This window comes from Marisediminicola antarctica (assembly GCF_009930795.1).
Classification (GTDB): domain Bacteria; phylum Actinomycetota; class Actinomycetes; order Actinomycetales; family Microbacteriaceae; genus Marisediminicola; species Marisediminicola antarctica.
In genome coordinates this window covers 64,079-88,382 of sequence record NZ_CP017146.1, presented here as the reverse complement: position 1 = coordinate 88,382, position 24,304 = coordinate 64,079, and the positions used below count along the sequence as shown (strand labels likewise).

The window sequence follows — 24,304 nt, the reverse complement described above, 5'->3', positions numbered from 1 at the left end:
TCCCCCCCAACAGGTGCCGCCCCTCTCATTTAATCGACAGATGGCAGCGGCGCCAGAGCGCGGAGCCTTGGCCCGGCAGGCTTGACTGATGCCCCGCAGCGACAACACGCCCCAGTCGGACGAGCCCTTCGTCGCCCAGCATGCGGCCGAGTGGCCCCGTACCGAGTGGCCCCGTACCGGCGACGATCCGCCCCCGGCGCCCACCACGGTCGACCACGCGGTCGTCGCGCACGACCGGCTCGCCGCGGCGGAACTCGTCGAGTTCGGCCGTCTCGCTCGGCTCGTCGCCGATCCCCAAGTGACCGACGTGTTTGTCAACGGTGCGGGCCGCCTGTTCGTCGACCGGGGCCGCGGGGCGCTGCTGCAGCCCGACCCCGACCTCGACGAGCACCAGATTCGCGCGCTCGCCGTACGGCTCATCGCGGCCGGCGGTCGGCATATCGACGAGGCCACGCCCTGTGTGGATGTGCGCCTGCACGACGGCATCCGGGTCCACGCCGTTCTGCCCCCGGTGTCGCCGGCCGGCACCCTGCTGTCGATCCGGTTGCCCCGCGTCACGCGCGTCACCGTCGACCAGCTCGAGCGGGAAGGCTTCTTTGCGATCGTGCCCATCGGCGAGGTGCGGTCGCTGCTGTCCCGGCGGCGCAACATCCTCCTCACCGGAGCCGGCGGGAGCGGCAAGACGACGACCCTGTCGGCGCTGCTCGCGCTCGCCGCCCCCCGAGACAGAATCATCGCGATAGAGGATGTCGCCGAACTGGCGGTCGACCACCCCCACTTCGTGTCGCTCGAGGCCAGACAGCCCAACCTGGAGGGCGCCGGAGAGATCGGCCTCGAGCGCCTCGTCCGCGAGGCACTGCGGATGCGACCCGACCGGCTCGTGCTCGGCGAGTGCCGTGGAGCCGAGGTGCGCGAACTCCTCGCGGCCCTTAACACCGGGCACGACGGCGGCGCGGGAACACTTCATGCCAACTCCCTCGCGGCCGTTCCGGCGCGGATGGAGGCACTCGGCGCGCTCGCCGGGCTCGCACCGGAGGCGATCGCCAGGCAGACGGTGAGCGCAATCCATGCCGTCCTCCACCTCGAGCGCCGCGCAGACGGCTCCCGACGGATCGCGCAGATGGGCCGGTTTGAGCTCGATGGTCGCGAACGGCTCCGTGCCGTCCCGGTGCACGGCGATGCGTGAGCCTGTCGAGCTCGATCCGGTGGCCTCCGTCGTCCAGCGCCTGGCAGTGCTGCTGGAGGGCGGTGTCGCCCCGGCGCGCAGTTGGCGCTATCTCGCCGAGCAGCCGCCTCAGCTCACCGGTCGCATGCTCGTGTCTGTCGCCGACGCGGCGGGTGAGGGGCGGCCCGTGTGCGACGCGATCGTCGACGCGATCGGCGACGGCAGGCTCGGCGAGGCGCCAGAGTGGAGGGGGCTCGCCGCAGCATGGCAGGTGGCGACGGATGCCGGTGCGCCGCTCGCGCCGACGCTGCACGCCTTCGCGGTTTCGCTGCGCTCGCTCGCGCAGGTGCAGCGCGAGTTGCAGAGCGCGCTCGCCGGGCCGCGCGCAACAGCGCGCTTGGTGTTGGGGTTGCCGCTTGTCGGGCTGCTGTTCGGGGTGGCTCTCGGATTCGACACCATCACAGTGCTCGTCACGACGGCGCCCGGTCTCGGCTGCCTGAGTGCCGGCCTCGCTCTCATGGCAGCCGCCCGATTCTGGAGTGCCCGGCTCGTCGCCTCCGCCGCGCCGCGGCTCGTCACGCCGGGCCTCGGCCTCGATCTCGTGGCGATCGCGGTCTCCGGCGGGATCTCCATTCCGCGCGCGCTCGCGATCGTCGAGGAGGCGCGAACGCGATGCGGGCTCGCCGACGACGGGTCGCGCGCCGTTCTCGCCGAGGTTCTCGAGCTCTCCCGCCGTGCGGGTGTGCCGGCCGCCGGGCTTCTGCGGAGTGAGGCCGACGAGGCCAGGCGGATGGCGCGCAGCGCCGGTGATCGCCGAGCGGCTGCCCTCACCGTCACCCTCATGGTTCCGCTCGGCGTGTGCGTGCTGCCCGCGTTTCTTCTGCTCGGGGTGGCGCCGCTGCTCATCTCCGTCGTGTCCTCGACGATCGGCGTGCTGTGATCTCGTCTGCCCGCTCACAGGCGCAGCCGGCCAGCCCCCGTGCACGGGTCGCACCATGCCGGTCATCCGGGGCTCGGGGCGGGCGAGGCTGGGCCGAAGCCCCAATAGGAGAGGTAGAACCCGATGGAGAACAGATTCGACAACCGATTCACGGCCCTGATGGAGCGCGCCCGGCGTGAGGATGGCGGAGCCGCGACGGCAGAGTACGCGATCGCGACCATGGCCGCCGTGGGATTCGCGGGATTGCTGGTGGTGATCCTGCGCAGCGCCGAGGTGCGCGGCATCCTCACCGACCTTGTCCAGCGTGCGCTCACCTTCGCGGGATGAGCCTGGGCGCGTTGCGGGGAGAGCGCGGCAGCGTGAGCGCCGAGTTTGCCGTGCTGATGCCGGCGGCGCTGCTGCTGCTCGGCCTCGGCCTGTCGGCGGCGCAGGTGTCGAGCCGTCAGCTGCAGCTGCAGGACGCCGCGGCCGACGCCGCGCGGATCATCGCCAGGGGAGAAGGGGGGCCGGCCGCCGAGGGGCACCTCGCCGCCCTCGTGCCGGGGGCGGTATTGCGCGGGCAGAGAATCGGCGACCTGTCGTGCGTTGTGCTGAGCGCCCCCGGTGCGCCCAGCGGTCTGTTCGCGGCGGTGCAGCTCGAGGCGAGGAGCTGTGCACTCGATGGCGGGTTCTGAGCTGGCACAAGTGCCACGGAGCGAGCGAGGCGCCGGGTCGATCCTGGCGGTGGCCGTCGTCGCGGGGGCCATCGTGACCCTCGCGGCGCTCGCTCCGCTGTCGCTGGTGCTCCAGGCGAAGGTGGCCGCCGCCGGTGCCGCCGACGCCGCCGCGCTTGCCGCCGCCGACGCCGCGGTGGGCATCGTCCCCGGACCACCGTGCGACCGCGCAGGGCAGGTGGCGACCGCCAACGGGACCACGCTGCGCGCCTGCCAAATCGATGGAGTGATCGTCACCGTTCGGGTCGCCGTGACGGCAGCGGGCTTCGGCGTCGGAGCTTCCGCGACGGCCGGTCCCGCGCCACGGTAGGCAACGAAATGGGTGGGCTGCCCGTTTGTGTGTGTATGGTGTGCGTGTCGGGGCTTCATCCGGCATCCAGCGGATGCGAACGCCGCCACATACACATCGTCGTGCGAGGGACCCTTCCCTTGCGCCCATCACCATCCGCATTAATAGAGGAGTTCCGTGCCAGTCACGAAGAAGCTGGTCATCGTCGAGTCGCCCGCGAAGGCCAAGACGATCGCCCAGTATCTCGGAGATGGTTACGAGGTCCAGGCCTCGGTTGGTCACATCCGCGACCTGATCGAGCCGAAAAACCTCCCGCCGGAGCTCAAGAAGGGCTCGCTCGGCAAGTTCTCGGTCGATGTCGAGAACGGCTTCGAGCCGTATTACGTGGTCTCCGACCAGAAGAAGAAGACTGTCGCCGACCTGCGACGAGCGCTGAAGAATGCCGACGAGCTCTACCTCGCAACTGATGAGGACCGCGAGGGCGAGGCCATCGCGTGGCACCTCCTGCAGGAGCTCAAGCCCAAGGTTCCGGTCAAGCGCATGGTGTTCCACGAGATCACCAAGGAGGCGATCGAGCGCGCTCGCGAGAACACCCGCGACATCGACATCGCACTCGTCGATGCGCAGGAGACCCGGCGCATCCTCGACCGCCTCTACGGCTTCGAGATCTCGCCCGTGCTCTGGCGCAAGGTCGGCCCCGGGCTGTCCGCTGGCCGCGTGCAGTCCGCCGCGACCCGCCTGGTCGTGGACCGCGAGCGCGAACGCCTTGCGTTCACCGCCGCGAGCTACTGGGACCTCGCCGCGCGCATAGCCACCGAGAAGGGCCAGTCCGGCTTCGAATCGCGTCTCGCCCGGGTCAATGGCGCGCGCATCGCCCAGGGCAAGGACTTCGACGACCTCGGCAAGCTCAAGTCCGACGTGCGAGTGCTCGACTCCGTCGCCGCCGAGTCACTGGCCGCGGCCCTGCGCCGTCCCGACGTGGCCGTGTCGGTCGCGTCGGTCGACTCCAAGCCGTACACCCGTCGCCCGGCGGCCCCATTCACGACGTCGACCCTGCAGCAGGAGGCCGCGCGCAAGCTGCGCTTCACCGCACGGCAGACGATGAGCGTGGCGCAGGGGCTGTACGAAAACGGCCACATCACCTACATGCGAACCGACTCGCCGAACCTCTCCCAGCAGGCTATCGACGCAGCCCGCTCGCAGGCCGCCTCGCTCTACGGCCCCGAGACCGTGCCGGACAAGCCGCGCATGTACGCGGGCAAGAACAAGAATGCGCAAGAGGCCCACGAGGCCATCCGCCCCGCCGGAGACACCTTCCGCACCCCGGCGGAGCTTCAGGGAACGCTCCGCGGCAACGACTGGAAGCTCTACGACCTGATCTGGAAGCGCACCGTCGCGTCGCAGATGGCCGACGCGAAGGGCGCCACGGCATCCGTCGTCATCGCCGCGACCGTCACCGAGACACTCGACGCGTTCCCCGGGACCGGGCCGACCGTCGCGGAGTTCACCTCGAGCGGCACCGTCATCACCTTCCGCGGGTTCATGCACGCGTACGAGGAGGGCAAGGACGAGGAGCGCAACGAGACGCCGGAGGCCGCGGAGGCGAAGCTGCCCCCGCTGACGGCCGGTCAGCAGCTCACGATCGCCGAAGTCGAGGCCAAGGGCCACGAGACGAGCGCCCCGCCCCGCTACACCGAGGCGAGCCTCGTCAAGAAGCTCGAGGAGCTCGGCATCGGCCGGCCGTCCACCTACGCGTCGATCATCTCCACGATCATCGACCGCGGCTACGTCAGCCCGCGCGGGCAGTCGCTCGTGCCGAACTGGGTCGCCTTCTCAGTGGTGCGGCTGCTTGAGGAGTTCTTCGGCGATCTCGTCGAATACGACTTCACCGCCGAGATGGAGAACGACCTCGACCGCATCGCCGACGGCGAGGCCGACCGGGTCGACTGGCTGACGAGCTTCTACTTCGGCAGCGACAAGCACCGCGGCCTGCGCAACGTTGTCGACAACCTCGGCGACATCGACGCGAAGACCATCAACTCGATGGTGCTCACCGACGAGATCACCCTGCGCATCGGCAAGTACGGCCCGTACCTCGAGGTTGCGTCCGACGAGCCGGATGCTGCGGACGGCACAGCCGCGACACCGCGCCGGGTCAACCTTCCGCTCGACCTCGCCCCCGACGAACTCACCGCAGACAAGGCGCGCGAGCTCGTCGACGCCCCCGTCATTGTCGACCGCGTCATCGGCGTGAACCCGGAGACGGGCAAGAAGGTCGTCGCGAAGGACGGCCGGTTCGGCCCATACATCACCGAGCTCGAGCCGGAGCCGGAGGCGCTGGTCGAGCCGACGGCCGAGGTCGTCGACACGTCGACCGGCGAGGTCTCCGACGGGGGGCCAACGCGCAAGCCAGCCGCGAAGAAGTCCGCAGCGAAGAAGCCTGTCGCCGTCAAGGCGCGCACCGCATCCATCTTCAAGTCGATGGACCTCGCGACGATCGACCTCGAGACGGCGCTCAGGCTACTCTCGCTGCCGCGCGTCGTCGGCCAGGACCCCGAGTCGGGCGAGGACATCCTCGCCCAGAACGGCAAGTTCGGGCCGTACCTCAAGAAGGGCGCCGACACGCGCTCGCTCACCGAGGAAGACCAGATCTTCGAGATCGACCTGCCCGGAGCGGTCGAGCTTTACGCGCAGCCGAAGTATGGTGCGCGCAAAGCATCGAGCGCGCTCAAGGAGTTCGACGCAGACCCGGAGAGTGGCAAGCCGATCCGGATCAAGGACGGACGCTTCGGCGCCTATGTGACGGACGGCGTCACTAACGCGACGATCCCGCGGGGGGAGACGGTCGAGGAGATCGACTTCGAGCGCGCGATCCAGCTGTTGGCCGACAAGCGCGCCAAGGGGCCGGTCGTCAAGCGGACGACAGCCAAGAAGCCGGCCGCGAAGAAGACGGCTGCGAAGAAGCCGGCCGCCACGAAGCCGGCCGCGAAGAAGCCGGCCGCGAAGAAGCCCGTCGCAACCAAGTCGACTGCGACCAAGTCGACTGCGACGACGACGGCAGCCACCAAGGCGACGGCAGCGAAGAAGCCGGCGGCGCGCACACCCGCCACGCCCAAGGCAGGGCCGTCCGCAACCGAGAAGCTGGCCACCGAGTAGCCGTGCCGGGACTGTTCATCACCCTCGAGGGCGGCGACGGCTCGGGCAAGTCGACCCAGTCGGCGCTGCTCACCGACTGGCTCGTCGAGCAGGGCCAGACGGTCGTGATGTCGCGCGAGCCGGGGGGAACCGACCTCGGGCGCGAGCTGCGCGAAATCATCCTGCACCGGCGCGGCTACATCGCGCCGCGCGCCGAGGCTCTGCTCTACGCGGCCGACCGGGCGCACAACGTCGCGACGCTCGTGCGCCCGGCGATAGCCCGGGGCGAGATCGTCGTGCAGGACCGCTACCTCGACTCCTCGGTCGCCTACCAGGGCGCCGGACGGGTGCTCGACCCCGTCGAGGTTCGCGACCTGTCGCTCTGGGCCGCCGAGAGCCTGCTCCCCGACCTCACGGTGTTGCTCGACCTCGATGTCGCGGCCGGCCGGGCCCGTCTCGACGCCGACGAGAAGGTCTTCGACCGGCTCGAGGCCGAGAAGGACGAGTTCCACACCCGGGTGCGCGACTCGTACCTCGCTCTCGCTGCCGCGGAGCCGCACCGGTTCCTGGTGATCGACGGCTCGCTCCCCGCCGAGCAGATAGCCGGTAGCATCCGCTCCCGCGTTGTGGAGCTGCTCTGAGCTGACAGCCCCACCGGCACGCAGCTCCGCGTCGGTGGCGCCGGTTAGGCTTGCCGCATGTCCGTATGGGATGAATTGACGGGCCAGTCCGAGGCGATCGCGACGTTCCGTGCTGCCGCCGAGCAGTCGGTGGGTGGTGAGGCCAGCCGTTCGATGACACACTCCTGGCTGATCACCGGGCCGCCGGGATCCGGCCGCTCCAACCTCGCCTACGCGTTCGCGACCGCCCTGCTGAGTGCCGGCAACCCCGACGGCGACGAGTCCACCCGCCGGCAGGTCGAGGCGCGATCCCACCCCGACCTCGGCGTGCTCAGCACCGAGCGGGTCATCATCACGATCGACGAGGTGCGCGCGCTCGTGAAGAGTTCGAACTATTCGCCCTCGGTCGCCAGCTACCGCGTCATGATCATCGAAGACGCCGACCGAATGCGCGAGACCGCCTCCAACGTGCTGCTGAAGGCCCTCGAGGAGCCGCCGCCGCGCACTGTTTGGATTCTCTGTGCCCCGAGCGAGGCCGACCTCATCCCCACCATCCGCTCCCGGGTGCGCAGCGTTCGGCTGCGCGTACCCAGCGTCGGCGATGTCGCCGAGCTCATCGCCCGGCGCAGCAGCATCGACCTCCCGACCGCCACCCAGGCCGCCCGCGAGGCCCAGAGTCATATCGGTATGGCGCACAGGCTCGCGACGAACGACCACGCGCGGAGACGGAGGGAGAAGACCCTGCAGACGGCCCTGGGCATCCGCTCGGTCTCGGATGCCGTGATCGCCGCGGCGACCCTGCTCGAACTCGCCGGCGACGACGCGAAGGCCATCACCGAGGAGCGCGACGCCGAGGAGCGGGCGAGCGCACTGCGCTCCCTCGGCGTGGAGCCGGGAGGCACGGTGCCGCCTGGCCTGCGCGGCCAGCTGAAGGGCCTCGAGGAGGACCAGAAGCGTCGCGCGACGCGGAGCCTCCGCGACGGCCTCGACCGCATCATGGTCGATCTTTTGTCGCTCTACCGCGACATTCTGCTCATGCAGCTCGGCGTTGACGACGAGCTCATCAACGTCGCCATCCTGTCCGACCTCATCGCGGCGAGCCGCGCGTCGACCCCGGAGCAGACCCTGGCGACGATGGATGCGATCACCACGACACGGCGCCGCATCGAGGGCAACGTCGGTCCGGCACTGGCTCTCGAGGCGATGCTCATCTCCGCCATCCGGAAGGCCCACCGACCATGACCGCACGCCGGATCGCCCTCACCGCCGCCGCCCTCGCCGTCGTGATCCCTCTCAGCGGATGCGTGTCGGCCTTCCTGCCGGAGCAGCGCGACGCCGTATCGACCCCGACAGGGGAGCGGGTCACGGCCGACCTCGAGGAGTTCTACTCGCAGGTGCTCGAGTGGACGCCCTGCGAGGGGGACTTCCAGTGTGCCACCGCCGAGGCGCCGCTCGACTGGACCGACCCCGGGCGAGAGTCGATCGAGCTCGCGCTCATCCGTTCGACGGCGGGCGGCGACGCGCTGGGGTCACTGCTGGTGAACCCGGGCGGTCCGGGCGGATCCGGCTACGACTTTGTTCGCGACAGCCTCGACTACGCCGTCTCGGACCGGCTGCAGGGTAGCTATGACGTGGTCGGGTTCGACCCGCGGGGCGTCAACAAGTCGGCGGCGGTGTCGTGCTACGACGACCCGGCCGAGCTCGACGCCTACCTGTTCGAGCTGCCGCAGAACGAACCCGGAACCTCCGCCTACCTCGACGAGCTCGCCGCGGCATCGAGCGAGTTCGGCGCCGCGTGCCTCGAGCACACGGGCGAGCTGCTCGGCTACGTCGACACGGTCAGCGCCGCACGCGACCTCGACCTGCTGCGCGCCATCCTCGGCGACGAGAAGCTCAACTACCTTGGTTACTCCTACGGCACTCTGCTCGGCGCCACCTACGCCAACCTCTACCCCGACACGACGGGCCGACTCGTCTTCGACGGCGCCGTCGACCCCGCCACGACGGAGTTCGAGGTGAGTGCCACGCAGGCGCAGGGCTTCGAGAGCGCCCTGCGAGCGTTCCTCGCCGACTGCAAGACCGGGGAGGACTGCGCGTTCACCGGCACTGTCGACGAAGCGATGCTGCAGATCCGGGCCCTTCTCGACAGCCTCGACGCGAGCCCGCTGCAAGCCACTGACGGGCGACAGCTCGGCAGCGGCAGCATGTTCTATGCGATCATCCTGCCGCTCTATAACGCCGGCAACTGGGTGTACCTCAACGACCTCTTCGCGTCGGTGCTCGCGGGCGACGCCGACTACGCCTTCCAGCTGGCCGACAGCTACTACGGCCGCGACCCCGACGGAACCTACGCCGACAACTCGACCGAGGCGTTCATCGCGATCAACTGCCTCGACTACTCCTCCGACGCCAACTCCGAGGCCCTCGCCACAGAGGCGGAGGAGCTCGCCCGCCTCGCCCCGGTGTTCGGCCCATCGATGTCGTACGGGGCGATCGGATGCGCGAACTGGCCGTTCCCGTCGATCAGGGAGCGGGTCTCGATCGACGCGGCGGGCTCGGGACCCATCCTCGTCGTGGGAACCACCAACGACCCGGCCACACCCTACGTCTGGGCGGAGAACCTCGCGGCGCAGCTGGAGAACGGGCACCTCGTCACCTACGAGGGCGAGGGACACACCGCCTACAACAAGTCGAACGCGTGCATCAACGACACCGTCGACGACTACTTCATCGAGGGCCTTGTGCCCGACGCCGACCCGACCTGCTGACGGCCTAAAGCTGCACGCGAGGCCGCATTTGTGCAATTTTGCACGGCAGGCAAGAATGGTCGAATGAGTATCGGTGCCGTGGGACTGCGCGAGCGCAAGCGGCTGGCGACCCGCCGGGCGATCCAGAGGGCGGTGCTCGAGCTCATGGAAGAGAAGGGCTACGACCAGGTCACGGTCGAGGAGATCAGCCATCTGGCCGACATCTCGCCCCGCACCTTCTTCAACTACTTCCCCTCGAAGGAGGCCGCCGCGATCGGCGACGGCCCGAGTCTGCCGGGGGAGCGCGACCTTGCCGCATTTGTCGACGCCGGTCCAGGCCAGGACGTGCTCGCGGGACTGTCTGACCTGCTCGCGAAGGCGGTCGAATCCGCCGGCGACGAACTCGAGCTGCTGCACCTGCGTCGACGGGCGCTCAAGGAGTATCCGCAGCTCTTCGCCCTGCGGATGGCGACCATGCGCGTGTTCGAGGACGAGCTCGCGGTCGTCGTCGCCCGCCGCCTCGAGCGCGACGACCCGCAGCTCGCGGCGGATCCGGCCGCGCTCACCGACCGCGCCCGCCTCATCACCCTCGTCGCATTTGGCGCGATGCGCCACGCCTGGGCGTCGTGGGCGGATGCCGACGGGCGGATGCCGCTCGCCGACCGGTTGCGCGACACCTTCGGCCAGCTCGCCGAGATCCTCGTGACCGCGCGGTCGAAAATGATCGGCTAAGCTTCATTGCTGTGCCACCGCTCGCGGTTGACACGCCGCCTTAGCTCAGTTGGTAGAGCATCTCACTCGTAATGAGAAGGTCGTCAGTTCGATTCTGACAGGCGGCTCCATATAAACAAAGGGATCGATGGCCCTTGGATGCTAGCTGAAAAAGGCTACTGCAGACCTTTTTACAGACATTGGTACTTTCAATTGTGTGAGCGCGCAGGCGCCGTGTAGACATGAAGGTATGAAAGCACTCACCTGGCAGGGTACCAAAAAGGTCGAAGTGGTCGAGGTTCCCGATCCGGTGATCGAGAAGCCCACCGACGTTGTCATCCGCGTCACGTCGGCTGCAATCTGCGGATCCGACCTGCATTTGTTCAATATTATGGGGCCGTTCCTCGACAGGGGCGACGTCCTCGGCCACGAGACCATGGGCGTGGTCGAGCAGGTGGGCGCGTCCATCGCGAAACTCGCCGTTGGCGACCGTGTGGTGATCCCCTTCGTTATCGCGTGCGGTGACTGTTTCATGTGCAATCAGGGGCTCACCAGCCAGTGCGAGACCACTCAGAACCGTGAGTCCGGAACCGGTGCCAGCCTCTACGGCTTCAGCGAGCTCTACGGTTCGGTGCCCGGAGGTCAGGCCGAGCGTATGCGAGTTCCCTACGCCGACTTCAACGCCGTGAAGGTGGGCACGGAACTCGACGACGAACGCTACCTGTTCCTCAGCGACATCCTTCCTACCGCGTGGCAGGGCGTGCAGTATGCGGATGTGCCCGACGGTGGAACGCTCGCGGTCATCGGGCTCGGCCCGGTCGGACAGTTCGCGAGCCGCATCGGACGCCACCTCGGCTTCCGGGTGCTGGGAATCGATCCGGTTCCAGAACGTCGCGCGATGGCCGAGCGCCACGGGGTTGAAGTGTTCGATCTCGACGACGACCTGCTTGAGGCGCTGCGCGCCACGACGAGCGGGCGCGGCCCTGACTCCGTGGTCGACGCTGTGGGCATGGAGGCACATGGAAATCCGGGCGCAGCGTTCGCCCAGTATGCCGCCGGACTCCTCCCCGACGGACTGGCCCAAAAGGCATTCACCACAGTGGGGGTCGATCGGCTCTCCGCGCTGCATATGGCGCTTGATCTGGTACGCCGCGGTGGCACCGTGTCGATCAGCGGCGTCTATGCCGGTGTCGCCGACCCGATGCCGCTCATGAACATGTTCGACAAACAGATTCAGCTGCGCATGGGGCAGTGCAACGTGCAACGGTGGGTCGACGACCTACTGCCGCTCGTGGAGGATCCAGCAGATCCCCTCGGCGTCGAAGACCTTGTCACGCACCGTGTGTCCCTCGACCGGGCGCCGGAAATGTACAAGACCTTCAGCGCCAAGGACGACGGCTGCATCAAAGTCGTGATCACGCCCTAGCCGGTGGGCTCATGCGCTCCGCGCCACTCAGGTCTTGGGTACCGGCGGGCCGATGGTCAGCAGCACTGTGAAAAGCCCGACAACCGCGAGCAGTGTGACGGTTGCCAACAGGTAGGGGTGGTTGAGCATCCATCGCATAAGACGATCGAGCAATCGCCGATCGCGGGGGTCGTCTGTGGCCTCGCGGCGCCAGTCACCCTCAAGCCTGCCAGAGCGGTGCGCCCAGAGATCGAACGGGATGGTCGCGTAGGGCACGATCGCGGTCACGACCGCAAGCAGTCCGAGCCCGGGTTTCCAGCGCTGGTTGATGGCGGTCAGTATCGCCGTCGCGCCGTAGGCGAGAAAGACGAATCCGTGGATGCTGCCGCCGATGGTCACGGCGAGCGCAAAATCGGTTGTGGCGCGTACGACGAGGCCGCTGATCAGCAAGGTCCACGTGATCGCTTCGGCGATTGCGACGATGCGGTAGAGCTTCTTCGGGGTGAGGCCGGAGGTGGCTCGCGCAGAGGCGTCAGGAGTCATCTGCCTAGCTCAGGATGCTTCCGTGACTCACGACACCGGTCCGAGCAGTACACGACATCGAGCCACGACCGTTCCCACTTCTTTCGCCACTCGAAAGGGCGAGCGCACACCGGGCAGGTCTTGGGGGGATGGCCGTTCTTGGTCAGTGCCACACGCGCCGTCTGGGCGGGCCGGCCGCCCGACGGCTTCGCCAACCCGGGTTTCCGGCTCTTTCGGATTGCTGGTTCGGCCATGGGATTCTCCTGCAGATCGCGGTGGGTACATTTTAGCGGTGGCTGCTGTCCTGTTTGCTGAGGCAGGGGTCTCAGCCCTCCGACGGGCAGCTGCCGTTCGCGAGCTTCACCCGCGCTCCCCACCCGTCGATCTCATACCAGAGACCGGCGTCCTGATCCACGCGGTCGGTGACGCTAGCGGTCGACCACAACGGCCCGCCGTCTACTCTCAGGCATTGGCCCGCATCGACGCGCACAGCGCTGGTCTCGCCAAACAGCAGCGCCCGTGTTCCAGCCGCGGCGACGTATTCTGACCGTACCTGTTCACCGTCGGCGTCAACGGTGAGAGCCTCGATAGTCACCGGAATCTCGCCGGTGTTGCTGAGCACACCGCAGCCGGGGACGGCGCCGTCGCACGTACCCGATCCCGAGGCGAAGAAGGCAATCGCTAACGCACCGACCACCGCCAGGAGCGGCAGAACCGTCACGGCGATACCCGTGTATCTGGGGCGCTTGCCGGACTGCGGTTGTCGGGCCGAGGGGGGAGATGTCGTCGCGCTCATGGTGTCTCTCTGTTTCGCGAAGGTCTCATCGGCGCTGGGCCCTCCGCGCCGGATCCCGCTCGGGAACGTCTTGACGGCACGAAGCGAAAGATTACTCCCCTTCGCTTCCAGCCAATCGCACTCCGGCTCGGTTCGTCAAGGTTCAGACCCGATGGGAGCCCGGCCGCTCGCGGCTTCTTGGCACTCAGCCGAGCGTGCCTGGCCGAGCCGCTGCTAGATTTTGGTTGGCGTTCGGCCGAATGCCGCGGAAGGGGAAACCAGTGCCAGGCACACTTCGATGGGGGATTCTCGGCCCCGGGTTCATCTCGACCAAGCAGACCGATGACCTCCTCGGCAATGGCTTCGCCGTATCGGCGGTCGGGTCGCGCTCCGACGCATCCGCCCGTGAATTCGCGGACCGCTTCGGCATCCCCACGGCGCACGGCAGCTACCGCGCGCTGGTCGAGGACCCGGATGTCGACATCGTCTATATCGGAACGCCTCACTCGCTGCACTACGAGCAGGCGCGGCTCGCCCTCGAGGCCGGCAAGCACGTGCTGGTCGAAAAGGCCTTCACCGTGACCGCCGAGCAGGCCGCGGCGCTCGTCGCGCTCGCCGAGACATCCGGGCTCGTGCTGCTCGAGGCGATGTGGACGAGGTTCCTGCCGCACATGGTGCGCATCCGTGAGGTGATTGCTGCCGGCACGATCGGCGAGGTGCGCACCCTCATCGCCGACCACAACCAGAAGCTGCCGACGGATCCGACGCACCGCCTCAACGACCCGGCCCTCGCCGGCGGTGCGCTGCTCGACCTCGGCATCTACCCCGTCTCGTTCGCCTGGGACCTCTTCGGAGCCCCCGCGACCATTCAGGCCAGCGCCTCGATGAGCGCGACGGGCGTCGACCGGCAGACCGCGGTCATCCTCGGCTACGAGAGTGGGGCGCAGGCCGTGCTACACACTGCCCTCGACACCTCCGGCCCGAACACCGCGACGATCCTCGGCTCGGACGGCTGGATCGCCATCGACAGCGTCTGGTACACGCCGACCGGATTCACCGTGTTCGACAGCGCGGGAACCGTCGTCGAGCGATACGAGCAGGAGGTGACCCCGCGCGGCATGCAGTTCCAGGCCGCCGAACTCGAGCGGCTCGTCGAGGGCGGGCTCACCGCCGGCACCGTTCTGCCTCCCGCCGAGACCGTCGCCATCATGGGCACCCTCGACGCCATCCGCAACCAGATCGGCCTCGAGTACCCGGCCGATATCATGAAGGTGTGACCGACCAGCCTGATCAGAAGCGCCGTCGCGCGCTGTTCATCATCGACGTGCAGAACGACTTCACCGAGGGCGGAGCGCTCGGCGTCACCGGGGGCGCGGCCGTCGCCGCGGGCATCAGCGAGCTGCTGGCCCGGCATCCGGAACGCTACGACGAGGTCTTCGCCTCGCGCGACTGGCACGACGGCGACAACGACAACGGCGGGCACTTCGCCGAAGGAGCCGAGCCCGACTTCATCGTGACCTGGCCCAGGCACTGCGTCGCGGGAACACCCGGCGCCGAGTACCACCCCGACCTCGACACGCGCCCGGTCGACTGGCACGTGCGCAAGGGCCAGGGCCGGCCCGCGTACTCGATCTTCGAGGGCACGACCGATGACGGCGAGAGCCTCGGCGAGAAGCTCGACGAGCTCGGCATCACCGATGTCGACGTCGCCGGTATCGCGACGGACTACTGCGTGCTGGCCTCGGCGCGGGATGCCCTCGAGGCGGGGCGCCGGGTGCGGGTGCTGAGCGACCTCGTCGCCGGGGTCGCCCAGCAGTCGAGCGCCGCGGCCCTCGCCACCCTTTCCGTGGCCGGGGCGGAAGTCACGCGGTCCGAGTGAGAAGGCACCACCCAGCATCCACCCGCGTCCGCCCCTCGCGCGTCGCGGTATCCATCACGCACGAGTCACAGGAGACATCCGCATGATCACCGAATCCGCACTGCTCGCCAAGGTCCCGACCAAGCTGTTCATCGGCGGGGAGTGGGTCGACGCGACCTCCGGCCGCACGATCGAGGTGAGCGACCCGGCGACGGGCCTCGTGATCGCCCGGATCGCGGATGCCTCCGTTGCCGACGGTGCGAGGGCGCTGGATGCTGCCGTCGAGGCGCAGGACTCCTGGGCGGCGACGCCGGCCCGGGTGCGTGGCGAGATCCTTCGGCGCGCGTTCGACCTGTTGCAGGAGCGCAAGGAGGAGTTCGCGCTGCTGATGACCCTCGAGATGGGCAAGCCGCTCGCGGAGTCGACCGGCGAGGTCACCTACGGTGGAGAGTTCCTGCGCTGGTTCGGCGAGGAGGCGGTGCGCATCTCGGGGCACTACGGTAACAACCCCGAGGGCACCGGCACCATGATCGTGACGCACCGCCCGGTCGGCCCGTCGTTCCTGATCACCCCGTGGAACTTCCCGCTTGCGATGGCGACCCGCAAGATCGCTCCGGCCATCGCCGCCGGCTGCACCTCGGTCATCAAGCCCGCCGAGCTTACCCCGCTGACGACCCTGTACTTCGCGAAGCTGCTCGAGGACGCGGGCCTCCCGGCCGGGGTCGTCAACGTGATCACCACCTCGACCTCGCGCGACGTGAGCGAGCCGATCATCGCCGACAAGCGGCTGCGCAAGCTCAGCTTCACCGGGTCGACCCCGGTCGGCGTCGCGCTGCTCAAGCAGGCCGCGGACGGAGTGCTGCGTACGTCGATGGAGCTTGGCGGCAACGCCCCCTTCGTGGTGTTCGACGACGCCGACCTGGACCGCGCCGTCGAGGGCGCACTGCTCGCGAAGTTCCGCAACATCGGCGAGGCCTGCACGGCAGCGAACCGCTTCATCGTGCACGAGTCGATCGCCGACGAGTTCGCGGCCCGCGTCACCGCCGCCGTCAACGACTTCGTCGTCGGCCGCGGCACCGAGGAGGGTGTGCGGATCGGCCCGCTCATCAACGCGGATGCGGTGCGGAAGGCGGGCGACCTCGTCGACGACGCCGTCTCGCGCGGAGCGACGGTACTCACCGGCGGCTCGGCTATCGATGGCGCCGGCACCTTCTACGCCCCCACGGTGCTCACCGGGGTCGTGGCGGGCAGCGACATCCTGCGCGAGGAGATCTTCGGACCGGTGCTCTCGATCATTACGTTCACCGACGAGGCGGATGCCGTGGCGAAGGCCAACGACACCGAGTACGGCCTGGTGAGCTACGTGTTCACGCGAGACCTCGCGCGCGGCCAGCGGATGATCGCCAGCCTCGCCACCGGCATGATGGGGCTCAACGTCGGCGTCATCTCTAACGCGGCGGCACCGTTCGGCGGCATCAAGCAGTCCGGGCTCGGGCGCGAGGGCGGCACGTCCGGCATCCACGAGTACCTCGAGACCAAATACACGCTCACTCCGAACCCCTTCGCGTGACCCCGAGCGTCATCGAGATCACCTCCCTCGACGACCCGCGGCTGGCCGACTACGCCCACCTCACCGACGTCGCCCTGAAGAAGGCGCGCGGCACCGAGCACGGGCTCTACATCGCCGAGTCGCTGCTCGTGCTGCAGCGGGCTCTCTCCGCCGGGCACGAGCCGCGCTCGGTGCTCGCGCTTGGCGCATCCGTCGGCGGAGCCATCGCCGCACTCGGCGACCGGGACGTTCCGGTCTTCTCCGGGCCGGGGGAGCTGCTCGAGGAGCTCACCGGCTATGTGCTGCACCGGGGCCTGATCGCCGCGATGCACCGACCCGCGCTGCCGACCGTGTCGGCACTGCTCGAGGGCGCGAGCCGTGTCGTGATCCTCGAGAACGTCGCCGACCCGACGAATGTCGGCGCGATCTTCCGCTCGGTCGGCGCGATCGGGGCGGATGCCGTGCTCGTCACCCCGCGCTGCTCCGACCCCTTCTACCGGCGCTCGATCCGGGTGAGCATGGGCACCGTGCTCCAGGTGCCGTGGACCCGCCTGGGCGACTGGGCGTCGACGAGGGCGCTGCTCACCGCATCCGGATTCCACCTCGCCGCCCTCGCCCTCACCCCGGATGCCGTCTCCTTACGCGAGTTCGCCGCTACCGCCCCGCAGAGAGTCGCCCTCGTGCTCGGTGCGGAGGGAGAGGGGCTGACCGAGGAGGCGATCGCGGCCGCCGACAGCGTGGTGCGGATTCCGATGGCGCACGGCATCGACTCGCTCAACGTCGCGGCGACCGCGGCGGTGGCGATGTACGCGCTGGCCTGAACTGAGCTGGGCTGGGCTGGGCTGGCGCTATCTCGCGTCGCGCAGCGTGCGCCAGGCAAGGTAGCTCGCGGCGACCATCAGCACGGCGCCGATGCCCGCGGTGGTGGTGATGCCGCTGTCGAACGCGTGCCGCGCGGTCTCGATCAGGGCCTGGCCGAGCGGGGCCGGCAGCTCGCCGGCCACATTGATCGCCCCGCCGAGGGTCTCGGATGAAATGGCCTGTTGGCGCTCCGAGAGCCCGGCGGGCAGGTCGATCGCGTCACGGTAGGACGAGACGAGGATGCTGCCGAGTACGGCGGTGCCGAAGACGGCCCCCACCTCGTACGCGGTCTCGGAGATGCCGGCGGCGGAGCCGGCCTTCTCTGCCGGCACCGCCGACACGATGAGGTCGTTCGACAACGTCTCCGAGGCGCCGATCCCGGCGCTCAGCACGGCGAAGGCGACCGCGAGCGCCAGCCCCGATGTGCCGTTGCCGACGACCGCGATGAGCAGGTAGCCGACCGCCGACAGCACCAGGGCGGCGGAAACAACGACCCGTGGATGCACGCGCTTCACGATCCGAACGGCGGCGAGGCCCATCGCGATCATCACCAGCAGCCCCGGCAGCAGCAGCAGCCCCGACTGCACCGGCCCCAGCCCGAGCACGAGCTGGAGGTGCTGCGCCCCGAAGTAAAGGAACCCGGTGAGGGAGAAGACGGCGAGGAAGTTGACGAGCACCGCCCCGCTGAACGGGGCATAGGAGAACAGCCGCACGTCGAGCATCGGCACGGGGCGAGCGAGTTGGCGGCGCACGAACCAGATACCGGCCAGCGCGGCGATCGCGAGTCCTATCGCCGCAACGGGCCCGACCCCGTCGGTCGCGAACGACTTGATGGCCAGCACGAGGGGGAACAGCGTTGCGATCGACAGCACGACGCTGAGCGGATCGATCGGCCCCGGACGTGGGTCCTTCGACTCGGGAACGAGAAGAGGGGTGAACACGAGCATGAGCGCGAGCATCGGCACCGCGAGCAGGAACACCGAGCGCCACCCGAAGCCCTCGATGAGGAACCCGCCGACAATCGGCCCGAGCGCACTTCCCGCGGCGAACCCGGAGGCCCAGATGGCGAGCGCGAGGCGACGCTGCTCGCGGTCGAGGAAGATGTTGCGCAACAGCGACAGGGTCGACGGCATCAGCATGGCGCCGAAAAACCCGAGCGCGGCGCGGGAGGCGACGAGGGCGCCCGCCGACTCGGCGAACGCCGCGACGACGGAGAGTACCCCGAAGCCGATGGCGCCGACGATGAGCATCCGCCGCCGCCCGAAGCGGTCGCCGAAGCTGCCCATCGCGACGAGGAGCCCCGCGAGCACGAGGGGGTAGGAGTCGACGATCCAGAGCAGCATGGTGCCGCTGGTGGCGAACTCGAGCGAGATTTCGGGCAGCGCGAAACTCAGCACCGTGTTGTCGATCGAGACGAGCAGCACGGGGAGCATCAGCACCACGAGGGCTGCCCAGTCGCGGGGGCGAGCTCGGACGGGCCGGTCGTCGACCGAGCCCGCGGTGTGGGTGGCGGTCGGGCGGGTAGTGGGGTCTGTCATGGGGGGCCTTGTTGGGGTCGGCGGACGCCGGCTCGCATAACTATACCGACTAGTCGGTATAGTTTCAAGCCGCAGGGCGATAGGCTCGGCGCATGGCATCCGCTCGCGACCGCATTCTCGACGCCTTCGAGGAGCTTCTAATCACCGAGGGCGAGCGCGGGGCGACGCTCGATGCGGTCGCTGCCCGGGCGGGCGTGTCGAAGGGCGGGCTGATCTACCACTTCCCGAGCAGGGACCAGTTGGCCCACGGGGTCTGCGGGCGCCTCACCTCGCTCGCTGCGGACGATGCCGACCGCATGCGCGCGGCCGCCGAGGGACCGGCACGGTTCTACATCCGCTCGTCCCGCTACCGCGGCACGCCCCTCGACCGCGCGATCGTTGCCGTCGCGCGACTGCATCAGGGCGGCAATGCCGAGGCCGTCGCGACGCTGCGGGCGGTCGAGGCGCAGTGGCTCGCTATCCTCGCCGAGGCGCTCCGCGACGACGACGCCGCCCAGGCGATCAAGCTCATGGGCGACGGGCTGTACTACGAGGCCCTGTTCCGGCTCCCGACCGGGTCGCCGCCCGTGGAACCGGATGCCGCCGGCGACGACCACGAGCTCGAGCGGCTCTTCCGCGTCATCGACAAGATCGTCGGGTAGCGAGCCTGCTGGCTGGCCTCCTTTCATTATTCAGGAGTCTGACGGGCACGGCCGCCGGGTCGCCGCGGCTACTGCGGAAGGGTGGGCGCGGTGCCGGGCTGCGTACGGCGTGCCAGGTGGCGGACCGCGGATAATTCGGCCAGCCGCCCGGCCGCTCCTGAATAATGAAAGAGCGGAGCCTGCTAGACGAGCAGCTGGTGCTTCGCGAGCTCCTTGTACAGCGGGGTCGATGCGACGAGCTCGGAGTGCGTGCCGACGCCCACCACAAGTCCGTGGTCGAGCACGACGATCTGATCGGAGTCGACCACGGTCGACAGTCGGTGCGCGATGACGATGAGCGTGCGGTTCTCGGCAACCGCGTCGATCGCCTCGCGCAGCATCTGCTCGTTGAGCCCGTCGAGCGACGACGTCGACTCGTCCAGCAGCAGAATCGGCGGGGCCGCGAGCAGCGTGCGGGCGATGGCCAGACGCTGGCGCTCGCCACCGGAGAGCATCACGCCGTCCTCGCCGACGGGCGCGCCGAGGCCGAGCGGGTTGCGCTCGAGCACCTCGGTGAGGTTGACGTCGCGGAGCACCCGGATGCAGTCCTCGTCACTCGCGCTGGGGGCTCCGAGCACGAGGTTCTCGCGCAGCGTGCCCGCGAGCACCGGGGCATCCTGCTCCACATAGCCGATCTGGGCGCGGAGGGCGTCCCGGTCGAGGGCGCGCAGGTCGACGCCGCCGAGCCGGATCACACCGGCGCTCGGATCGTAGAACCGCTCGATCAGCGCGAGGATCGTGCTCTTGCCCGCACCGGACGGCCCGACGAGAGCGGTTCGCTTGCCCTTGGGTGCGCTGAACGACACCCCGCGCAGCACCGTGCGGTCGCGCGGCCCGGCCTCGACGGAGACTGTGGACCCGACCGCGCGCGCACCGGCGGGCACCCCGACGAGCTCGGCCATCGCGCTCTGGTCGGTGACGACGATCGCCTCGTCGGACTCCCCTGGCGGAAGCTCGCTGTAGCGGAACTCCACGCTGTCGAAGCTGATCGCGTCGTCCGACTCGATGGGTGCCTCGGCGGTTGCCGCGATCTCGGCGTCGCGCTCGGTCTCGGTCGGCAGGCCGATGATCTCCTGGATGCGGCCGAGCGCGCCGAGGGCCTGGTTGACCGCGGTGATAGCCCCGAACGCCTGGCCGAGCGGCATGATCATGAGGAAGAGGAACAGGATGAACGCGACGAGGTCAGCAACGGTGAGCGCGCCGCTCGCCACGCGGTATCCGCCGACGCCCAGCACGACCAGGAACGAGACCTGCAGGGCGATGCCAGCGATCGGGACGACGAGCGCGGAGATCTTCGCGACGCTGATGCCCATGCGCCAGGCGCCCTCGGCATCCTTGTGCACGGCGGCGATCTCGCGGTCGGCGGCGTTCGATGCGCGGATGGTGCGCACGGCGCTGATCGACCGCTCGACCGCGGCGGCGAGGTCGCCGACCTTCTCCTGCGCCTTGCGGCTCGCGACGCGGATGCGGCGGCTGAGGGTCACGACGGTGACCACAGAGATGGCGATAACGAGCACGGTCAGCCCGAGGAGCACCGGGTCGATGATGAGCATCGCGATGAGCGCGCCGATGAAGGTGAGTGAACCGCCGATCGCCTCGACGAGGCCCTGGGTGAGCACGGCGCGCAGCAGGGTGGTGTCTGAGCCGACGCGGGAGACGAGGTCGCCGGTGCGGCGCAGGTCGAACTCGCTGATCGGCAGGTTCAGCATCCGCGAAACGAGGCGTCGGCGGCTCGAGAGCACGACCCCCTCGCCGGTGCGCTGGAGAAGGTAATGCTGGAACCCGCTGATGAGGCCGGATGCGACGACGAGGCCCACGAGCAGCCAGACGAGCCCCTGCAGGGAGTCGCCCGCCTCGACGACCGAGATGACGTTGCTGACGAGCAGCGGCTGCGCGAGCGACGCGGCCGCTCCCAGCACGCTGAGAACGATGACGAACCCGAGCACCCGGCGGTGCTCGAGGAGGTACGGCATCAGCTGGCTGAAGGTGGCGCGGGGACCGGTGTCGTCGGCCGGCTTGCCGAAGCCGCGGCGACCTCGGGGCGGCGTGCTGCGTGGTGTGCTCATCGTAGGAAAGCGTATCCTCGCGCGCGGAGTGCTCCCTGCGACGTTCGCTGAGGGCATGCTGAGGGCGGGCTGCCGGCCCGGGTTAGTGTTGGCATCGTGCCAGCTCCCGTGATTACCGCCTCCGCCCTGACCAAGACCTACAAGGGTTTCGCGGCTGTCGACGGCATCTCGTTCGAGGTCGCACCCGGCGAGTCCTTCGGCCTGCTCGGGCCGAATGGCGCCGGCAAGTCGACGACGATGCGGATGGTCGGGGCGGTCTCCACGCGCACGAGCGGCGACCTGGCGATCCTCGGGCTCGATCCCGATCAGTACGGACCGGAGATCCGGTCGCAGCTAGGTGTCGTGCCGCAGTCCGACAATCTCGACATGGAACTGCGGGTGCGCGACAACCTCATCGTCTACGGCCGCTACTTCGGGCTGCCGCGCAGCCAGGTCGCGAAGCGCGCCGACGAGCTGCTCGAGTTCGCCCAGCTGGCCGATCGTGCAAAGTCGAAGGTCGACGACCTCAGCGGCGGAATGAAGCGCCGTCTCACGATCGCCCGCGCCCTGATCAACGACCCGCGCATCCTGCTGCTCGACGAGCCGACCACCGGACTCGACCCGCAGGCCCGGCACATTCTCTGGGACCGCCTGTTCCGGCTGAAGGAGCAGGGCACGACGCTGGTGTTGACGACGCACTACATGGACGAGGCGGAGCAGCTCTGCGACCGGCTCGTCGTCGTGGACAAGGGCCGGATCATGGCGGAGGGGTCGCCCGCCGCGCTGATCCGCGAGTACTCGAGCCGGGAGGTGCTCGAGGTGCGCTTCGGATCCGCCCGCAACGAGGCCCTCGGCGAGCAGCTCGCGGGCATCGGCGATCGCGTCGAGGTGCTCCCCGACCGCGTGCTCATCTACAGCTCCAACGGCGAGGCCGTGCTCGAGCGCATCACCGAGCTCGGCCACGAGCCGATCACGAGCCTCGTGCGCCGGTCCAGCCTCGAGGACGTCTTCCTGCGGCTCACCGGACGGACCCTCGTCGAATGAGCGGTGTCGAATGAGCGGGCGCGAGGTGCTGTCGGATGCCGCGTGGCGCGAGCGCGTACTGGCCGGCGGGGTGCGGCCGCGACGCTACGGGTCGTGGTACGTGGCGGAGCACCGCATCCGGAGCATGCGCTCCTACGGCCAGACGATCCTCGCGACCAGCATCGGCAACCCGCTCATCTACCTCTTCGCGCTCGGCATCGGGCTCGCGACGCTCGTGGACGCCAACCTCGGCGACGACGCGGTGCAGGGCGTCAGCTACCTCGTCTTCGTTGCGCCCGCCCTGCTCGGACTCGCGGCGGTGATGGTCTCGGCAGAGGAGTTCACCTACCCGATCATGCTCGGCTTCAAGTGGAACCCGATCTTCTTCGGCATGAACGCGGCGCCCATCACCGGCGGCCAGATCACCAACGGCATCCTGATCTCCGTGCTCGCGCGAATGGTGCCGACCTGCGTGATCTACTTCATCGCGATGGTGCTGTTCGGGGCGGTGCCCTCGGCCGTGGGCATCCTGATGATCCCCATCGCGGTACTCACGGCGATGTCGGTAGGCCTGGCGATCATGGCGTACACGGCGCGGATCGAGCAGGACAAGGGGCAGATGGCGCTGATCATGCGCTTCGGCATCACCCCGATGCTGCTGTTCTCCGGCACCTTCTTCCCGCTCAGCCAGCTGCCGGTCTACCTGCAGTGGATCGGCTGGATCTCCCCGCTCTGGCACGGCACCGAGCTCGGCCGGGTGATCAGCTACTCCCTCGCGGAGCCGGCCTGGCTCACCGCGGTGCACGTGCTCTACCCGGCGGCGATCATCGTCGTCTGCTGGAGAACGTCGCAGCGCGTCTTCACGGCGAGGCTGAACAAATGACGTTCGCCCCGACCCGGCCGATCGGGCCCGCCAGAAATCGCTTCCTCGGCGCCGTCTACGCCCGCAACTCGAGCGCCGTGATGAGCCGCGGGATGCTCGCCACACGCAGCTCGAACGCGGCGATCGTCGTGAGCGGGTTCTTCGAGCCGGTCTTCTACCTGCTCTCGATGGGGATCGGCCTGGGCGCGCTCGTCGGCACGGTGGTGACAACCACCGGGCAGGAGGTGTCGTATGCCGCATTCATCGCGCCGGCGCTGCTCGCCGTCTCGGCGATGAACGGCGCGATCTACGACTCCACTTGGAACGTGTTCTTCAAGATGAACTACGCGAAGCTCTACGAGGGGATGCTGACGACCTCGCTCGGCCCACTCGACGTCGCCCTCGGCGAGATCGGGCTGGCCCTGCTGCGCGGGGTGCTCTACGCGCTCGGATTCCTCATCATCATGCAGTCGCTCGGGCTGAACCTGTCCTGGACCGCGATCCTCGCGCTGCCCGCCGTCGTGCTCATCGCGTTCGGTTTCGCGAGCCTCGGCATGGCCGTGACGAGCTACCTCACGACGTTCCAGCAGATGGACTGGATCAACTTCGTGATGCTGCCGATGTTCCTGTTCTCGGCCACGTTCTACCCGCTGTCGGTCTACCCCGAGCCGATCCAGTGGGTCGTTCAGGCGCTGCCGCTCTGGCACGGCGTCGAGCTCATCCGCGGGCTGACGACGGGCGCCCTCAGCGTGGCGCTGCTCGGCCACGTGCTCTACTACGTCGTGATGATCGCCATCGGCTTGGTATTCACGACCTCACGCCTGAAGAAGCTCTTCCTCGACTGACGCCCGGGCTTCTGGCTTTCA

General features: G+C 68.8%; 24 protein-coding genes and 1 tRNA gene. 20 read left to right on the top strand and 5 right to left on the bottom strand.

What is annotated here, in order from left to right:
- Nucleotides 1-88 precede the first annotated feature (88 nt).
- From BHD05_RS00405 to BHD05_RS00350, 12 genes are all read left to right on the top strand, one after another.
- Nucleotides 89-1,186, top strand: a complete 1,098-nt coding sequence (locus tag BHD05_RS00405) for a TadA family conjugal transfer-associated ATPase (protein WP_161884685.1) — start codon at nucleotides 89-91, stop codon at nucleotides 1,184-1,186.
- On the top strand, nucleotides 1,179-2,105 hold the full coding sequence (locus BHD05_RS00400) for a type II secretion system F family protein (protein WP_161884684.1): 927 nt from the start codon (nucleotides 1,179-1,181) through the stop codon (nucleotides 2,103-2,105). The genes BHD05_RS00405 and BHD05_RS00400 overlap by 8 nt, the downstream gene beginning before the upstream one ends.
- Nucleotides 2,106-2,228: 123 nt before the next feature.
- Nucleotides 2,229-2,432, top strand: a complete 204-nt coding sequence (locus tag BHD05_RS00395) for a DUF4244 domain-containing protein (RefSeq protein ID WP_161884683.1) — start codon at nucleotides 2,229-2,231, stop codon at nucleotides 2,430-2,432.
- Entirely contained in the window at nucleotides 2,429-2,779 is a 351-nt protein-coding gene (locus tag BHD05_RS00390; protein ID WP_161884682.1) for a TadE family type IV pilus minor pilin, read from the top strand. Before BHD05_RS00395 ends, BHD05_RS00390 begins: the two co-directional genes overlap by 4 nt.
- Nucleotides 2,780-2,789: 10 nt before the next feature.
- Nucleotides 2,790-3,128: an Rv3654c family TadE-like protein gene (locus tag BHD05_RS00385; RefSeq protein ID WP_236966590.1), complete on the top strand. Its 339-nt coding sequence runs from the start codon at nucleotides 2,790-2,792 to the stop codon at nucleotides 3,126-3,128.
- A gap of 156 nt (nucleotides 3,129-3,284) precedes the next feature.
- Entirely contained in the window at nucleotides 3,285-6,263 is a 2,979-nt protein-coding gene (topA, locus tag BHD05_RS00380; RefSeq protein WP_161884680.1) for a type I DNA topoisomerase, read from the top strand.
- Between the two features lie 2 nt (nucleotides 6,264-6,265).
- Nucleotides 6,266-6,883, top strand: coding sequence for a dTMP kinase (gene tmk / locus BHD05_RS00375; protein WP_161884679.1), 618 nt, complete (start codon nucleotides 6,266-6,268; stop codon nucleotides 6,881-6,883).
- A gap of 57 nt (nucleotides 6,884-6,940) precedes the next feature.
- The gene (locus BHD05_RS00370; RefSeq protein WP_161884678.1) at nucleotides 6,941-8,104 is read left to right on the top strand and encodes a DNA polymerase III subunit delta'; all 1,164 of its coding nucleotides are present in this window, start codon (nucleotides 6,941-6,943) and stop codon (nucleotides 8,102-8,104) included.
- Nucleotides 8,101-9,630, top strand: a complete 1,530-nt coding sequence (locus BHD05_RS00365; protein WP_161884677.1) for an alpha/beta hydrolase — start codon at nucleotides 8,101-8,103, stop codon at nucleotides 9,628-9,630. The genes BHD05_RS00370 and BHD05_RS00365 overlap by 4 nt, the downstream gene beginning before the upstream one ends.
- A gap of 63 nt (nucleotides 9,631-9,693) precedes the next feature.
- Entirely contained in the window at nucleotides 9,694-10,341 is a 648-nt protein-coding gene (locus BHD05_RS00360) for a TetR family transcriptional regulator (protein ID WP_161884676.1), read from the top strand.
- A 34-nt stretch (nucleotides 10,342-10,375) separates the two neighbouring features.
- Nucleotides 10,376-10,451, top strand: a tRNA-Thr gene (locus BHD05_RS00355).
- Between the two features lie 119 nt (nucleotides 10,452-10,570).
- On the top strand, nucleotides 10,571-11,746 hold the full coding sequence (locus BHD05_RS00350) for an alcohol dehydrogenase catalytic domain-containing protein (protein ID WP_161887259.1): 1,176 nt from the start codon (nucleotides 10,571-10,573) through the stop codon (nucleotides 11,744-11,746).
- A 27-nt stretch (nucleotides 11,747-11,773) separates the two neighbouring features.
- Here the strand turns inward: BHD05_RS00350 and BHD05_RS00345 are convergent, their stop codons facing one another.
- From BHD05_RS00345 to BHD05_RS00335, 3 genes are all read right to left on the bottom strand, one after another.
- On the bottom strand, nucleotides 11,774-12,268 hold the full coding sequence (locus BHD05_RS00345) for a DUF3817 domain-containing protein (protein ID WP_161884675.1): 495 nt from the start codon (nucleotides 12,266-12,268) through the stop codon (nucleotides 11,774-11,776).
- The gene (locus tag BHD05_RS00340) at nucleotides 12,265-12,501 is read right to left on the bottom strand and encodes a DUF2256 domain-containing protein (RefSeq protein ID WP_161884674.1); all 237 of its coding nucleotides are present in this window, start codon (nucleotides 12,499-12,501) and stop codon (nucleotides 12,265-12,267) included. The genes BHD05_RS00345 and BHD05_RS00340 overlap by 4 nt, the downstream gene beginning before the upstream one ends.
- A gap of 71 nt (nucleotides 12,502-12,572) precedes the next feature.
- The gene (locus BHD05_RS00335) at nucleotides 12,573-12,968 is read right to left on the bottom strand and encodes a hypothetical protein (protein WP_161884673.1); all 396 of its coding nucleotides are present in this window, start codon (nucleotides 12,966-12,968) and stop codon (nucleotides 12,573-12,575) included.
- A gap of 335 nt (nucleotides 12,969-13,303) precedes the next feature.
- On the opposite strand from BHD05_RS00335, the gene BHD05_RS00330 reads away from it, so the two are divergent.
- The 4 genes from BHD05_RS00330 to BHD05_RS00315 all read left to right on the top strand — a co-directional run bounded on the left by BHD05_RS00330 (nucleotide 13,304) and on the right by BHD05_RS00315 (nucleotide 17,250).
- Nucleotides 13,304-14,299: a Gfo/Idh/MocA family protein gene (locus tag BHD05_RS00330; protein ID WP_236966589.1), complete on the top strand. Its 996-nt coding sequence runs from the start codon at nucleotides 13,304-13,306 to the stop codon at nucleotides 14,297-14,299.
- Complete coding sequence (locus BHD05_RS00325; protein WP_161884671.1) at nucleotides 14,296-14,901, top strand: isochorismatase family protein; 606 nt, start codon at nucleotides 14,296-14,298, stop codon at nucleotides 14,899-14,901. The genes BHD05_RS00330 and BHD05_RS00325 overlap by 4 nt, the downstream gene beginning before the upstream one ends.
- Before the next feature lie 82 nt (nucleotides 14,902-14,983).
- Entirely contained in the window at nucleotides 14,984-16,450 is a 1,467-nt protein-coding gene (locus BHD05_RS00320) for an NAD-dependent succinate-semialdehyde dehydrogenase (RefSeq protein ID WP_202614249.1), read from the top strand.
- A complete protein-coding gene (locus BHD05_RS00315; RefSeq protein WP_161884670.1) occupies nucleotides 16,447-17,250 on the top strand; it encodes a TrmH family RNA methyltransferase in 804 nt (267 codons plus the stop codon). The genes BHD05_RS00320 and BHD05_RS00315 overlap by 4 nt, the downstream gene beginning before the upstream one ends.
- 27 nt (nucleotides 17,251-17,277) lie before the next feature.
- Here BHD05_RS00315 and BHD05_RS00310 read toward each other — a convergent pair whose 3' ends face one another.
- Nucleotides 17,278-18,828 (bottom strand): MFS transporter, encoded by a 1,551-nt coding sequence (locus BHD05_RS00310; protein ID WP_161884669.1) that lies wholly within the window; start codon nucleotides 18,826-18,828, stop codon nucleotides 17,278-17,280.
- A 92-nt stretch (nucleotides 18,829-18,920) separates the two neighbouring features.
- Here BHD05_RS00310 and BHD05_RS00305 point away from each other — a divergent pair, with 92 nt between their 5' ends.
- Nucleotides 18,921-19,469, top strand: a complete 549-nt coding sequence (locus BHD05_RS00305; protein WP_161884668.1) for a TetR/AcrR family transcriptional regulator — start codon at nucleotides 18,921-18,923, stop codon at nucleotides 19,467-19,469.
- A 182-nt stretch (nucleotides 19,470-19,651) separates the two neighbouring features.
- Here the strand turns inward: BHD05_RS00305 and BHD05_RS00300 are convergent, their stop codons facing one another.
- Nucleotides 19,652-21,574 carry an ABC transporter ATP-binding protein gene (locus tag BHD05_RS00300; protein ID WP_161884667.1) on the bottom strand — a complete coding sequence of 641 codons (1,923 nt, stop codon included), beginning with the start codon at nucleotides 21,572-21,574 and terminating at the stop codon, nucleotides 19,652-19,654.
- Nucleotides 21,575-21,670: 96 nt separating this feature from the next.
- Between BHD05_RS00300 and BHD05_RS00295 the strand changes: the two genes are divergently transcribed.
- From BHD05_RS00295 to BHD05_RS00285, 3 genes are read left to right on the top strand one after another with little or no spacing between them, the layout of a single operon-like run.
- Nucleotides 21,671-22,597, top strand: a complete 927-nt coding sequence (locus BHD05_RS00295) for an ABC transporter ATP-binding protein (RefSeq protein ID WP_161884666.1) — start codon at nucleotides 21,671-21,673, stop codon at nucleotides 22,595-22,597.
- A gap of 10 nt (nucleotides 22,598-22,607) precedes the next feature.
- Nucleotides 22,608-23,459, top strand: coding sequence for an ABC transporter permease (locus BHD05_RS00290; protein WP_161884665.1), 852 nt, complete (start codon nucleotides 22,608-22,610; stop codon nucleotides 23,457-23,459).
- Nucleotides 23,456-24,283: an ABC transporter permease gene (locus tag BHD05_RS00285; protein ID WP_161884664.1), complete on the top strand. Its 828-nt coding sequence runs from the start codon at nucleotides 23,456-23,458 to the stop codon at nucleotides 24,281-24,283. The genes BHD05_RS00290 and BHD05_RS00285 overlap by 4 nt, the downstream gene beginning before the upstream one ends.
- Nucleotides 24,284-24,304: the final 21 nt, after the last annotated feature.